This is a genomic window from Tissierella sp., assembly GCF_052089545.1.
Classification (GTDB): domain Bacteria; phylum Bacillota; class Clostridia; order Tissierellales; family Tissierellaceae; genus Tissierella_A.
Map to the genome: position 1 here is coordinate 1 of NZ_JBQDAA010000047.1, position 13,802 is coordinate 13,802.

A 13,802-nucleotide genomic window follows, 5' to 3' on the forward strand; every position below is an offset into this window, starting at 1 on the left:
CTTAACCGACTCTTACTATCTTACACTCTTTTAAAAGAAATGTCAATAGTTTTTTAAAATCTTTTTAAATCTTTTTTCTTGTTTTCTTTCAGCACTCATATGAATCTCTAAGTGGTGAAATAATAATATAACATGAATCTACATAGCTTGTCAATAGTTTTTAATCTTTTTTTAATGAATTATTTATATTCTTATATTATAGCTAGTAAAATACAGCCTTTTAATTTGATATCTTTTCTATGACATTGTGTAGAACTTTCTTTTTAATAAATTCTATCCTCTTATATTTAAAACCTTATATTGTATAATTTGACCTTCTATACTCACCTTAACTATATCTCCTTTTTAACTCCTAATAAAGCTTTTCCTAATGGAGATTCGTTAGATATTTTACCTTGGAAAGGGTCACCCTCTACCGAACCTACAATTATATATTCCATAGCTTCATCATATTCTAAGTCCTTAACTAACACTTTAGATCCTATACTAACTACTTCACCATTTCTCTTATTCTTATCTATTAATACTGCATTGTCAAGTACTGATTCAAGTTTTGATATCTTTTCTTCCAATTGAGCCTGTTCGCTTTTTACTCTATCATATTCAGCATTTTCATCAATGTCTCCACAGCATAAAGCCGATTGTATATTGGAAGCGACCTCTCTTCTTTTTACTGACCTTAAATTATCTAAATCTTTTTCTACTTCCCTTAAGCCCTCTTCTGTTAAAAAGACTTTCTTTTTCGTCATAAAACTTTTCATCCTCTCAACATTTAATTATATTATCTTAAGTAAGCATATATATTTTGTTCATTATATATAAGTGTATGATGTTTAATATTTATTACTTATAATTGCTTTTAATATATAAATAGAAAAATTAGTCCGTTAACGGACTAATTTTATATGTTTTTCTATTTCAATTTAAGATTCTATAGGTTTCATAGTTGGGAAAAGTAGTACATCCCTTATACTTGGTTGATTTGTAAGAATTATAATCATCCTATCTATACCTATCCCAAGTCCTCCCGTTGGAGGAAGTCCTACTTCTATAGCATTTATAAAGTCATCATCCATAGGATGCGCTTCATGATCTCCTGATTCTTTTTGTTTAACTTGGTCTTCAAACCTTTGTCTTTGATCTATAGGATCATTTAATTCAGAAAAGGCATTAGCTATTTCCCAAGTATTTATAAATGCTTCAAATCTATTAGTTTTTCTAGGATCTTCAGGATTTCTCTTGGCTAAAGGTGATACTTCTACTGGATGACCTGTTACAAATGTAGGTTGTACTAAGTGTACTTCACAAAACTCTTCAAACATTTCAGATATAATATGTCCACGTGTCATACCTTTCTTTACTTCAATACCTTTTGCTTTAGCAATATTTCTAGCTTCTTCATCCGTATTTATTTCAGAAAAATCTACTCCTACATATTCTTTAACAGCATCAGCCATATCGATTCTTCTCCATGGAGGTGTTAAATCAAGATCTACACCTTGATAATTTATCTTTGTAGTTCCAAGTGTTTTCTCTGCCACATATGCTATTAACTCTTCTGTTAAAGTCATCATATCTTCATAGTCAGCATATGCTTCATATAATTCTATATTAGTAAATTCTGGATTATGTTTAGGGCTCATTCCTTCATTTCTAAACATTCTTCCCATTTCATAAACCTTATCAAAGCCTCCAACTATAAGTCTTTTTAAATATAGTTCGTTAGCAATTCTCATATACATATCTAAATCCAAGGTATTATGATGGGTTATAAAAGGTCTAGCATTAGCCCCACCTGCCACTGTACTAAGTATAGGAGTCTCTACTTCTAGAAAATCTCTCTCATCTAAATATTCTCTAACTGCTTTTAACATTTTAGATCTTAATATAAAGGTTTCTTTCACTTCAGGATTTACTATCAAATCTACATATCTTTGTCTATATCTTAAATCTTGATCTTTTAAACCGTGAAATTTTTCAGGAAGTATTTGAAGTGATTTGCTCATGAGAGTTATTTCACTAGCCCTAATGGATATTTCACCCATTTTAGTTTTAAAAACCTCACCTTTTACACCTATAATGTCTCCCAAATCAAATAACTCTAAGTCTTTATAAGTTTCTTCTCCAAGATTGTTAAATCTGGCAAATATCTGTATTCTACCTTTACTGTCTTGAATATCTATAAAACTTACTTTACCATGACCCCGTCTTGACATTATTCTTCCTGCTATAGATACTTCTTTTTCTTCAAATTCTTCAAAGTTTTCTTTTATCTCTTCACTATAATGAGTAGAATCAAACTTTTCTATTAAAAATGGATTCTTTCCTTTTTCCATCAAAGTATTTAGTTTTTCTCTCCTATTTAAAAGCATTTCATTTAAATCTTTAGTATCTTCAGACATCAAACTTCCTCCTTGGTTAACTTTTATCTACTAATATCTAAGATTTCATATTCTATAATTCCGTCTGGAACATTAACTTTAACTATATCGTCTTTTTTACCACCTATTAGAGCACTGCCTAAAGGAGATTCATTTGATATTTTACCTTCATAAGGATCAGCTTCTGCTGAACCTACAATTATATATTCCATTTCTTCATCATATTCTAAATCTTTTACTGATACCTTAGACCCTACACTAACTATATCAGTAGTTATTTCATCTTCATCTATTATCTTTGCATTTCTAAGTGTAGTTTCAATCTTTACAATCTTTTCCTCTAATTGAGCCTGTTCATTTTTAGCTTGATCATATTCTGAGTTTTCACTTATATCTCCAAAACTTAGAGCTACCTTTATTCTAGCTGCTATCTCTCTTCGTCTTACTGATTTTAATTCATCTAATTCCTCTTCTAATTTATTTAAACCTTCTTTAGTTAAAAAGACATTTTTTTCTGTCATTAACTCTCTCTCCCTTTCTATTATAAATACTTAAGATTATCCATTCCTTTTTTTACAAATTATCTTTTATCTTCCCTTTTGAATTATAAGTTCTTAAATCTTATATGGAAAATATTATAAACAAGCCACGAGCATATGTCAAGGTAATTATATCAAGTATAGCCTTTTTTATATACTTCCTTTTAAGCTATTTGCCCGATTTATTAACTCTTCTAATGTTTTAAGTTTTCCTCTACTATATATTCTATGAAAGCTTTCCCTACTAGATTCATTTAACTTTTCATGTAAAGAAGATATCAATTCTCCAAAAATTAAGCTGTTTTCTTTATATCTACTATTTATTGTTATATCTTCTATAAGTACATTGTTTTTAGTATGTCTAAATATATGACCATTACTATAGTCAAGTATTATAGCTTCTTTTTTAATATTATTCTTATCTATATATATATCTTTTTCCATATTTATTATAATACCATATTTCTTTATGGATTTACTTAGGTCTTTTTGCCTAAATATAGATAGGCCCATATCTTTTAATATATTTTCGCATATAAGATCCTCACATTTTATGTTTTCAAGCCTTATTTTTTCAAGTATTGAAATAAATGAAAAACTTTCATGTAGAAGTCTTATTATTTCATATGTTAGATTTTCATCCTTACAAATAATTAAAATCTCTTCTTCTCTTAAATTTTTCCTAAACTCTAACATCTTTTCTAAAATTATTTTTATATTATATATTTTTAGAACTTTTCCATCAGGAAAACATAAACCTGTTTTTCTTTCAATTTCATCTTCAATATCTAGACTATTACCTATAAGTTCCTCTAAAAAAATATATTTATGATTATCATTTTTTATTTTATTTATATTGTCTATCATTTTCTGTAGGACATCTTTATTCTTGTAATCTATTTCCTTTAGATTTATTCCTACTAAATCTCCTTTTACTTCTTCCTTTATAATTATATAATCAAGAATTTTCCTATGAAATGTAGGAGTAAAAATAGAGAAAATATATTTTAATTTATCAGTCCTTAAATATTCCTTATATTTATTATTACTTATTACATATAATAAAGAGATAATTTCACCTCCACTTCTTATTGTTTTACAATTATATGTTAAATTATCTCTTTATATTCATAAATCCTAACCTTGTAAATCATTAAAATAATCTCTTAAGGTTTTTTCTATATCTTTTTTATCTTCCATTCTATTTATCAAGTTTTTTACTTCATTAGAGTTCCTAAATCCCTTTAAATACCACGATATATGTTTCCTCATTTCTTTTATAGCTGTTTTTTCACCTTTTAATTGGCAAGATAAATTCATATGATAAAGTATTATAGTTAAGATTTCATCATATGTAGGGATATAATCCTCTTTACCGTTAAGCAAGTTGTTTATGCCTTTAAATAACAACGGATTCCCCATAGCTCCTCTTCCTATAGCTACAGCATCACATCCTGTATAATCCATAAGCTTTATGGCATCAGAGGATTTGAAAACATCACCATTTCCTATTACTGGTATTCTTAATCTATTCTTTATTTCTCCTATTATATCCCAATCTGCACTCCCTGTATAAAACATCTCTCTAGTTCTACCATGTACCGTTATAGCTTCTACTCCACACTCCTCTGCTATCTTGGATATTTTAACTGCATTTATGTTGTCACTATCCCAACCTGATCTTATTTTCACAGTTATAGGCTTTTTAGAAACTTTCACAGATGTGCTTAAAATTTCAGATACTAATTTAGGATTTTTCATAAGAGCTGACCCATCACCATTTTTAACAATTTTAGGAGCAGGGCACCCCATATTTATATCTATTATATCAACTTCATTTCTTTCATTTAAATCCTTAGATATTACTTGGCTTATGATCTCTGCATCTGAACCAAAAATTTGTAAAGATACTGGTCTTTCCTTTTCTTTTATTTTAGTAAGTCTTTTAGTAGCTTCATCTTTATAGTATAATCCTTTAGCGCTTACCATCTCTGTCACTACAAGCCCGACTCCCATTTCCTTACAAATAGTTCTATAGGAAAGATCTGTTACACCAGCCATTGGCGAAAGAACAGTTTTGTCTATTTCTATATCTCTTATCTTCATCTTTATCACTCCAGACTATAGGTAAGTAATCTAAACTACTTACCTGTTCCTTTCATATATAATTCTAAGTCCTTCTAAAGTTAACAAACTATCTATTACATCTATATATTTGCTTTCACTAGAAACTAAATTTGAAAATCCACCTGTAGCTATTATGTTTACCTTATCTTCTTTATATCCCATTTCTTTTATTATATTTTTTATAATGTGGTCTATCATCCCAATGTATCCATAAACTAAACCAGACTGTATACTATTTATTGTATTTTTACCAATTACTTTTTCAGGTTTTGCTATTTCAACTTTTGGAAGTTTTGCCGTTCTTAAAAATAGAGCTTCAGAAGATATTTTTATACCTGGTGTTATGACTCCGCCAAGATAACTTCCATCTTTACCTACAGCATCAAATGTTATTGCTGTTCCTGAATCTACAATTATAAGTGGTCCACCATATTTTTCATATCCTGATATAGCATTTACTATTCTGTCTGCTCCAACCTCTTTAGGGTTATCATATTTAATATCTATCCCTGTTTTTATTTCTGGTCCTACTACTAGTGGTTCTATATTAAAGTATCTTCTACTCATAGTAGGCATAGTATGCATAAGTGGAGGAACTACTGAGGATATGATTATATCTTTTACATTTTCAACCTTCAAACCATTAAATTTAAAAATTTGATCAAATAAAAGTCCATATTCATCTGAAGTTCTATCTTTATTACTTGAAATTCTCCAATTATATAGGAGTTCTTTACCCTTATAAACTCCAAAAACTATATTTGTGTTTCCTACATCTATAACTAGCAGCATATCCTTTACGTCTGGCTTTTTATCTTCCAAAGTAATACCTCCACTTTTGTATATTGAAAATAATAGTTTATAAAATGATTAAAAAAAGGCAGGATTTCTCCTGGCCCTTTTTATTTATTCTTCGTCTTTGAAATCTATTTCTTCGTTTTCTTCAGTTTTAGCAATATCTTCTTCTTTAAATCCTTCTTTTGCTTCTATGGAATCCTCACTAGCCTTTTCAATCTCATCCTTGTGATAATATTCTTTTGTTTTGCTATACTCTTTAGCAAACTCACCTGGTTCTAAAGGTCTACCCAAGAACAATTCTTCGAATTCTCTAGCATCTATAGTTTCCTTTTCAAGAAGAGCTTGAGAAACTCTTTCTAATATTGCCATATTTTCCTCTAACAATCTTTCTGCTTTATTATAAGCTGTGTCTATTAGTTTTCTCATTTCCTGATCGATAGTTGCTGCTACCTCTTCAGAATAGTCTTGACCTCTTCCATAATCTCGTCCTAAGAATACTTCTTCTTGGTCTGAGCCATAAGTCATAGGTCCAAGTTTATCATTCATTCCATACTGAGTTATCATTTGTCTAGCAATCTTAGTAGCTCTCTCAATATCATTTTGTGCACCAGTACTTATATCTTCTAATACTAAGGCTTCACTAACTCTACCACCTAATAAGCTTACTAAGGAATCTTCCATCTGTTTTTTCGTCATATAATTTACATCATCTTCAGGTATATATGCAGTAAATCCTCCTGCTCTACCTCTGGGAATTATAGTTATCATATGAACTGGATCTGTATTTGGTAACAGTCTAGAAACTACAGCATGACCTGCTTCATGATAAGCTGTAAGTCTTCTCTCTTTTTCAGTTACAACTTTACTCTTTTTCTCAGGACCAGCTTGAACTTTTATAGAAGCTTCTTCAACTAAATTCATTGGTATAGTCTTTAAGTTAGCTCTAGCTGATAGAAGTGCTGCTTCATTTAGTAAGTTTTCCAAATCTGCTGGAGTAAAGCCAGGTGTTCTTCTAGCTACAACACCAAGTTCTACATTTTCATCAAATGGTTTATCCTTACTATGAACTTCTAGTATAGCTTCTCTACCTCTTACATCTGGTAAACCTACAAATATTTGTCTATCAAATCTTCCCGGTCTAAGTAATGCTGGATCAAGTATATCAGGTCTATTAGTTGCAGCCATTAGGATAATTCCTTCATTTTCTCCAAATCCATCCATCTCTACTAGAAGCTGATTTAAGGTTTGTTCCCTTTCATCATGGCCTCCACCCATACCTGCTCCTCTTTTTCTACCTACCGCATCAATCTCATCTATAAATATTATACAAGGCGCATTTTTCTTTGCTTGCTCAAACAAGTCTCTAACCCTACTTGCTCCTACACCTACAAACATCTCCACAAAATCAGAACCTGATATAGTGAAAAATGGCACTTTAGCTTCTCCGGCTACCGCTTTACTAAGATATGTTTTTCCTGTACCTGGAGGTCCTATAAGTAATACACCTTTAGGAATTCTCGCTCCAATTTCAACATATTTTTTAGGTCCCTTCAAGAAGTCAACTATTTCTTTTAACTCTTCTTTTTCTTCTTCAAGACCTGCTACATCGTTAAAATCGATAAGACTACCTTCTTCTTCCTTGTGCATCTTAGCTTTACTTTTACCAAAGCTCATCATTTTCCCGCCACTGCCGCCTCCTTGCGACTGTTGCATAAAGACAAACCAAAATATTCCAAAGGCAAAAAGAAGTAATAGCGTAGGTAAAAAGCTAATATACCAAGGGTCTTTTGGTACCTCTTTACCAGAATACCTTATTTCTTCATTCTCTACTTTTTCTTTTAAATAATCTTTGTAAAAATCTTCTCTAAAGTCCTCTGGTACAATACTAGTAAACTTAGTACCATCTTTTAGCTGTCCTTCTACTGTTCCTACTTCTCTTCCTTCTATCGACATACTTTCTACTTTATCTGACTCTAGGTTATTTACAAGTTCAGTTACATCTAGTTCTTTTGGTTCCTCTACATCTTGTTGCATAATTCTTACACCAAAAATAATAAGGATTAATATAAGCAAATAAACACTTATCCCCCTAAAAAATCTCTTCAATCCAAGTCCTCCCTCCCTATATGGGTAGTTGATATTTTTTAATTATATCATATAGAATTTACTTATTCAATCTCTATATTACTATACACTTCTTCTTTCAAAGCAGCTATATAAGGTAAGTTTCTATAGACTTCAGCATAGTCTAAACCAAATCCTACTATAAATTCTTTAGGAACTTCAAACCCTAGATAGTCAACCTTTACTTCTAAATTTTTTCTATTTGGCTTATCAAGTAGCGTTACTATCTTTACACTATTTGCACCACGTTTTTTTAAATTATCTGTAAGATAAGAAAGAGTAAGTCCTGTATCTATAATATCTTCTACTATAAGTATATCTTTACCCTCTACCGAAGCGTCTAAATCTTTTATTATTTTAACTTCTCCAGTAGATTTGGACGACTTACCATAACTAGAAACACTCATAAAATCCATGTTTATAGGAAGGTCTATTCTTTTGCAAAGCTCTGCCATAAAAACTGCAGCACCTTTTAAAATTCCTACTACTATCAAATCTTTCCCTTTATAATCATTAGTTATTTCAGCACCTAATTCTTTTACTCTATTTAAAATATCGTCTTCTGAAATAAGCACTTTTTTAATATCATTTTTCATTTAGTCCTCCCACGTTTCTTTGTTTTTATATTTTATCTTCAATATAGTCTTTGTATTCTCATCTACTTTGTAGATTTCATTTGTCCTATAACCTATTACCCAAATTATGTTTTTTCCATCTACAAGTAAAGGAATCTTCTCCCTTAATTGTCTTGGAACCTTTTCATCTATAAAATAGTCTTTTAGTTTCTTACTGCCTTTCATACCAAATGGAACAAATCTATCTCCTGGTTTTCTCTTTCTTATGAAAATACCATCTATTATCTTATCATAATCAAAATATTTTACATTTTTAGACTGTCTTTCTAGTACAATATCTTTTTTATTAAAAACTTCTAATGTCAACTCCACATTATGCTCTTTTAAAATATTTTCTCCGATTATTAAGTTCTTTTCTAAAGAATTAAAAGAATTAAATTCATTTTCCTTGTTTTTTTCTATTATCAGATCATCATAACTTATTCTAGCTACAATATCATTAGGTAAATTTATCATTTTACCTGTTTCTTTTCTACTGAATAATTCGATTACAGATGAGATATGTATATGTTCTATGCCTTGTAAGCTATTGTTCAAATTCTCTATTGATTTTCTAATAATTCTCTTTTTGATACTTAATTCTTCATCCTTAAATATATTGTAATCAAATACCTTAGATTTATCCGTTCTTCTTTTAAGAGAACTCTCATATCTATCATTAGTATATTTTTCTAAAAATTCACTATCAAGTTTTGCATTTTCTGAAAGTCTAAAAAGTGTATCTATTATATTTGGATTAAAGTTTTTTTCTATATATGGTATCAGTTCTAACCTTACTTTATTTCTAGTATATATAGTTTCTAAATTTGTCCTATCAAGTACTGTTTCAATGTTGTTGTCTTCTATGTATTTTTCAATTTCCCATCTATCTATATCTAAAATAGGTCTTATAATATCCCCTATTTTAAAATCCATACCTTTAAGACCATCGATCCCAGTTCCTCGCATAATTCTCATAATTAATGTCTCTGCTTGATCTTTCCTATTGTGTGCTACTGCAATCTTACCTTTACCTAGTTTTTTTATTATACTCCTAAAGAAATCATATCTGAGTTCTCTACCAGCTTCTTCTTCCGATATGTTTTTTTCTTTTGCAACTCCTATCATATCAACTTTTGTAGAAAAATATTGTAAATCTAGTCTTTTAGACAAATTTCTTACAAACATTTCATCCCTTAATGCATCTTCTCCTCTAACTCCATGATTTACATGTGCTAATATCAGATTAAAAGAAAGCTTTTTTTGAGCATACAAGAGCATATGAAGCAAAACTATAGAATCATGTCCACCTGATAAACCAAGAACTATATTATCTCCTTTGTCTATCATATTATATTTACATATTGTATTCAATACTTTTTCTTCCAAATCTATCACCACTTTGGCCTTTTTATTCATCTTATAAGTATAAAGTATACTTTTTATCAAAAAAAGTCAAATCTATTAAAATAAAATATAGGGAAGAATCCTTCCCTATATTTTATTCCAGATTTTTGTTGCTATAATAGTCATATCATCTTGAGGATTATCTCTTCCTACTAATTGAGATATATTAACTACTTCATCTATTATAGTTTTAGGATTTAATGAATCAATTCCACCTATTATATTACACATCCATTTTTCTAAGTCTTTATCTTTTCTGTTGCTTTCTAATAGACCATCACTCATCATAATTACAATATCTCCATCTTCTAATTCTTCTTCATATATATTCAAATCTACATCCTCTAACATCCCTATAGGTAAGGATGTAGAGTTTACTACTTTGACTTCTTTTCCTCTTTTTATAAAAGTAGCAGGACATCCATTTTTAATCATTTTAAGCTTTCCAGTATAAAGATCTATAAAGCTTAAATCTAAAGTTGTAAATATTTCATCTGTAGACTTTACTCTCAGAACTGAATTTAAAGTTTTTATAATAAGGTTTTTATCCATATTAATATCCATAAGTTTTTCTAAGAGTTCTATAGCTACACTACTTTCTTTATAAGCTTTTTTACCTATGCCCATACCGTCACTTATAGCTGTAAAGTGAGTGTTTTCTCTTTCTCCGAATGTATAGCTATCTCCACATATCTTTTCTTCAGAGTTAGATATCTTATTCACATTTGTCATACAGTTAAATCTTTTTTCCCTTACTAATCTATATGTTCTTCTATTATCTATCGAATTACCCAAAGTGTAGTCAATACCAAGGGGGTATCCTAAATGTTTAGAAACTTCTTTTCGAACCTTTTCTATTTCATCCAAAGATTCTATATTTGTATCTGCATTAATTATTACCTCTATATCATCTTTATTTAATTCTACTACAGATAAGTCATTTACATTCATTTTTTTGTTCTTTAATTCCTTCATCAATATTTCTTCTAACTCATCATTAAATATAGAATTCAAATAAAGATTTTCTCCCATCTCATTTATTACTTTACTCATGTTTTCCATTTGCTCTGCTAAAAGCTTTCTATTCTCTAAAAGTTTTATATTGAAACTATTACTTTCTTCAAAATATAAATAAATTTCTAAAACATTTTCTGTCAATTCATCTTTTTTATCGCACCAATCTATACGCGATAAAACCGTTTCTATATCTTCGTCATTTCCTATTTTATTTGCTAGGTTTAAAATATTATGATATGTATTATAATATTCTGAGCCCCAACATTTTTCAATACCCTCACAGCCCTCACATGTATTTTTGGAAATATCATCTATTAAGTTATATACCTCCATAGAAGGATACTTTAATTCTTCATCTATAGATCTATTTAAAATTTCACCTAAAGTTTTAAATAGATTTTCCATTTCACTTATCTTTTTAAGGGCTAATTCACTCTTTTTATCCTGATAATGTTCATCTACACTATTTGTTTCTACTAAATATTCCCCTAAATCTATATTTAAAAACCTAGACCCGATTAAAAATATAATAGACGCAAAGAATATTTCCCTATAATCTAAAAAGCTTGTCCCTAAAGAATTTATATAAAAACTTATTATTCCATTTCCAAGTATAAAACCGAGTATTGAACCAGCTCTACCTAATTCTCTAAACAATCCAGATAATAAAGCTCCTACAGCAAGCAGAGATATTATAAAGGGCATCTCTGTACTTTGTATATATACTATCATTCCTATTGCAACAGCACTTGAAACTCCCATCATAATTCCACTATAGTAGCTAAAATATATTATTACTATTATACTTAAAACATTTTTTATGGAAATGTTTAATAAACTTATATTATTAAAACCTGATAGGACTAATCCCAGTGTTATAAATGTGCATATTAGTTTTTCTTTATTTATCTTTTCTTTTGATATCTTTTCTATTGGTAAACTAAATGAAAATATATAAGTCAAAGTAAATACTAAAACACTTTCAAATCCAATTATAAATAAGTTATATAATAATATTTCATCAAATATTAAGCTTGTAGCAGTTTTTATTGTTAAAAATATTATCCCCATTATAAAGGAGGACTTTAAGATAGTATGGTTATTATCTTTTAAAGCTTTAGTAAATATCAAATAACTTGTCAATACTATTATATAATATGAACTACCTTCAAAACCATGAATTGTAAAGATCCCTAATATTACACTTAATAGTAAAGCTAGATTTTCTTTTTTCATTAGAAGATATGTTCCTAAAAATGCAATACCAAAAGGTGTCATTTCATCTAATATACTTACCCTACTTATAAAAAATCCGATAAAAATTAATATAAAGTCGTTTAAGCCAATTTCAAATTCTTTCTTTTTGTTTATGGCAGATTCCATCTTTATCATTTATACCACTCCTCGCAATTTATTCTTAGGTATATAGTATCAAAGATAGAATTAGTATTTTGTCAATATAAGTTGGCTATTTTTTATGAAATTACTAAATTTTTCATGTTTTTAAATTATCTTTAAAAATAAAACTTAAAGTAAAAATCTATTACCTTAAGTTTCTAATATCTATTTTATGCGCTTTACAGCCTTTAAGTATCTTTTAACCTTTAAATGTAATTTTATGACAAATAAAAAAAACAAAAAATCAAATTAATTTGATTTTTTGTTTTTTTTAAGCTATTTTTAGTCTCTTCTTGATTTCATATTGCTTCTTTTAGGGTCTCTTGATTTTAATTGATCCATTTTATCATTACTATCTTTTAAAAAGTCATTTAATTTATCTTCAAATGACATATGCTTTTGAGAGTCTTCTTGCTTATCCCAATCTATTTCTATAGGTTTTTTAGTCTTTGGTTTTGCTTTTCTTATAGAAAGACTAATTTTCCCATCATCAGTTATCGATAAAACTTTAACTTTGATTTTTTCGTTTCGTTTTAAGTAATCGCTCACTTTCTCTACATAATCATGAGATATTTCTGAAATATGAACTAGACCATTTTTTCCTCCTGGTAACTGAACAAATGCACCAAAGTTCGTTATTCCAGTGACAGTACCTTCAATTATTTCTCCAACAGATACAGGCATATATAAATAATTCCTCCTTAAAATATTTTCAATCTTAGTATATATTAGAAATGACTATATGTCAATCATTATACTTGTCAAAAAAGTTAAATATAGAGTTTTTAAATTTTCCCTTATCAATATATATTATTTCATTAGGTTTTACCATTCCCAGTTCTTCTCTGGCTGTATTTTCTAAAAATTCAATAGTTCCTCTTTTTTCTATCTCTTCATTTAAGTCTCCTATGTCTTCTTGAAGATTTTCTATATCATTTTCTATAGCTTCTTCTTTCAAAGTCAATTCTTTTTTAAGCTTATTTTGATTTATAACTATGCTTATAATATATATAAATACAAACAAAGTAACGATATGGCGAAGCTTTATCCTAAATTTTTGTTTGTTTTTTCTGTTTTTTTTATTTTTATTATTCATAGTTTCCCCACCAGTTTTATTAATCTAATAAAATCAATCTTATTTTTTTCTTTTCATTATCTTTACATATTTCCTAGTTTCTTTTATAAATATAGATAGTATTTTTTTGTTTTTATTTATCCCTTTTTTAAATAACCCTCTTATCTTTTTGAAAGGATAGGATATTATTATAATTATCTCATTAATTAGAAATAATATCAACTTAAAACCTTTAAATAATATAGGAAAAATAAAATATGATAATATTTTGATATAAAAAATTCCACCTATAAAAAAGCCTATAAAAACAAAGCCTCTAAAT

General features: G+C 28.6%; 12 protein-coding genes. All 12 read right to left on the reverse strand.

What is annotated here, in order from left to right:
• Window positions 1–332: 332 nt before the first annotated feature.
• The 12 genes from greA (ACTHW2_RS05260) to ACTHW2_RS05315 all read right to left on the reverse strand — a co-directional run bounded on the left by greA (ACTHW2_RS05260) (window position 333) and on the right by ACTHW2_RS05315 (window position 13,501).
• Complete coding sequence (greA, locus tag ACTHW2_RS05260) at window positions 333–749, reverse strand: transcription elongation factor GreA (RefSeq protein ID WP_442262882.1); 417 nt, start codon at window positions 747–749, stop codon at window positions 333–335.
• A gap of 174 nt (window positions 750–923) precedes the next feature.
• On the reverse strand, window positions 924–2,402 hold the full coding sequence (gene lysS / locus ACTHW2_RS05265; protein ID WP_442262883.1) for a lysine--tRNA ligase: 1,479 nt from the start codon (window positions 2,400–2,402) through the stop codon (window positions 924–926).
• 23 nt (window positions 2,403–2,425) lie between these two features.
• Window positions 2,426–2,902 carry a transcription elongation factor GreA gene (greA, locus tag ACTHW2_RS05270; RefSeq protein WP_442262885.1) on the reverse strand — a complete coding sequence of 159 codons (477 nt, stop codon included), beginning with the start codon at window positions 2,900–2,902 and terminating at the stop codon, window positions 2,426–2,428.
• Window positions 2,903–3,070: 168 nt separating this feature from the next.
• Window positions 3,071–3,787, reverse strand: a complete 717-nt coding sequence (locus ACTHW2_RS05275; protein ID WP_442262887.1) for a hypothetical protein — start codon at window positions 3,785–3,787, stop codon at window positions 3,071–3,073.
• A 270-nt stretch (window positions 3,788–4,057) separates the two neighbouring features.
• The gene (gene dusB / locus ACTHW2_RS05280) at window positions 4,058–5,026 is read right to left on the reverse strand and encodes a tRNA dihydrouridine synthase DusB (RefSeq protein WP_442262889.1); all 969 of its coding nucleotides are present in this window, start codon (window positions 5,024–5,026) and stop codon (window positions 4,058–4,060) included.
• A gap of 39 nt (window positions 5,027–5,065) precedes the next feature.
• A complete protein-coding gene (locus tag ACTHW2_RS05285; protein ID WP_442262902.1) occupies window positions 5,066–5,839 on the reverse strand; it encodes a type III pantothenate kinase in 774 nt (257 codons plus the stop codon).
• 114 nt (window positions 5,840–5,953) lie between these two features.
• Window positions 5,954–7,951, reverse strand: coding sequence for an ATP-dependent zinc metalloprotease FtsH (gene ftsH, locus ACTHW2_RS05290; protein ID WP_442262891.1), 1,998 nt, complete (start codon window positions 7,949–7,951; stop codon window positions 5,954–5,956).
• 62 nt (window positions 7,952–8,013) lie between these two features.
• The gene (hpt, locus tag ACTHW2_RS05295) at window positions 8,014–8,565 is read right to left on the reverse strand and encodes a hypoxanthine phosphoribosyltransferase (RefSeq protein ID WP_442262893.1); all 552 of its coding nucleotides are present in this window, start codon (window positions 8,563–8,565) and stop codon (window positions 8,014–8,016) included.
• Window positions 8,566–9,972: a tRNA lysidine(34) synthetase TilS gene (gene tilS, locus ACTHW2_RS05300; protein WP_442262894.1), complete on the reverse strand. Its 1,407-nt coding sequence runs from the start codon at window positions 9,970–9,972 to the stop codon at window positions 8,566–8,568.
• 105 nt (window positions 9,973–10,077) lie between these two features.
• Window positions 10,078–12,399, reverse strand: coding sequence for a stage II sporulation protein E (spoIIE, locus tag ACTHW2_RS05305; RefSeq protein ID WP_442262896.1), 2,322 nt, complete (start codon window positions 12,397–12,399; stop codon window positions 10,078–10,080).
• 288 nt (window positions 12,400–12,687) lie between these two features.
• Window positions 12,688–13,089 carry a S1 RNA-binding domain-containing protein gene (locus tag ACTHW2_RS05310; RefSeq protein ID WP_442262898.1) on the reverse strand — a complete coding sequence of 134 codons (402 nt, stop codon included), beginning with the start codon at window positions 13,087–13,089 and terminating at the stop codon, window positions 12,688–12,690.
• Between the two features lie 61 nt (window positions 13,090–13,150).
• On the reverse strand, window positions 13,151–13,501 hold the full coding sequence (locus ACTHW2_RS05315; RefSeq protein ID WP_442262900.1) for an FtsB family cell division protein: 351 nt from the start codon (window positions 13,499–13,501) through the stop codon (window positions 13,151–13,153).
• Between the last annotated feature and the right edge of the window lie 301 nt (window positions 13,502–13,802).

Coding starts and splice junctions, on each gene's coding strand:
- greA (WP_442262882.1), bottom strand. CDS start 749: ATGACGAAAAAGAAAGTCTTTTTAACAGAAGAGGGCTTAAGGGAAGTA.
- lysS (WP_442262883.1), bottom strand. CDS start 2,402: ATGTCTGAAGATACTAAAGATTTAAATGAAATGCTTTTAAATAGGAGA.
- greA (WP_442262885.1), bottom strand. CDS start 2,902: ATGACAGAAAAAAATGTCTTTTTAACTAAAGAAGGTTTAAATAAATTA.
- ACTHW2_RS05275 (WP_442262887.1), bottom strand. CDS start 3,787: ATGATAGACAATATAAATAAAATAAAAAATGATAATCATAAATATATT.
- dusB (WP_442262889.1), bottom strand. CDS start 5,026: ATGAAGATAAGAGATATAGAAATAGACAAAACTGTTCTTTCGCCAATG.
- ACTHW2_RS05285 (WP_442262902.1), bottom strand. CDS start 5,839: ATGCTGCTAGTTATAGATGTAGGAAACACAAATATAGTTTTTGGAGTT.
- hpt (WP_442262893.1), bottom strand. CDS start 8,565: ATGAAAAATGATATTAAAAAAGTGCTTATTTCAGAAGACGATATTTTA.
- spoIIE (WP_442262896.1), bottom strand. CDS start 12,399: ATGATAAAGATGGAATCTGCCATAAACAAAAAGAAAGAATTTGAAATT.
- ACTHW2_RS05310 (WP_442262898.1), bottom strand. CDS start 13,089: ATGCCTGTATCTGTTGGAGAAATAATTGAAGGTACTGTCACTGGAATA.
- ACTHW2_RS05315 (WP_442262900.1), bottom strand. CDS start 13,501: ATGAATAATAAAAATAAAAAAAACAGAAAAAACAAACAAAAATTTAGG.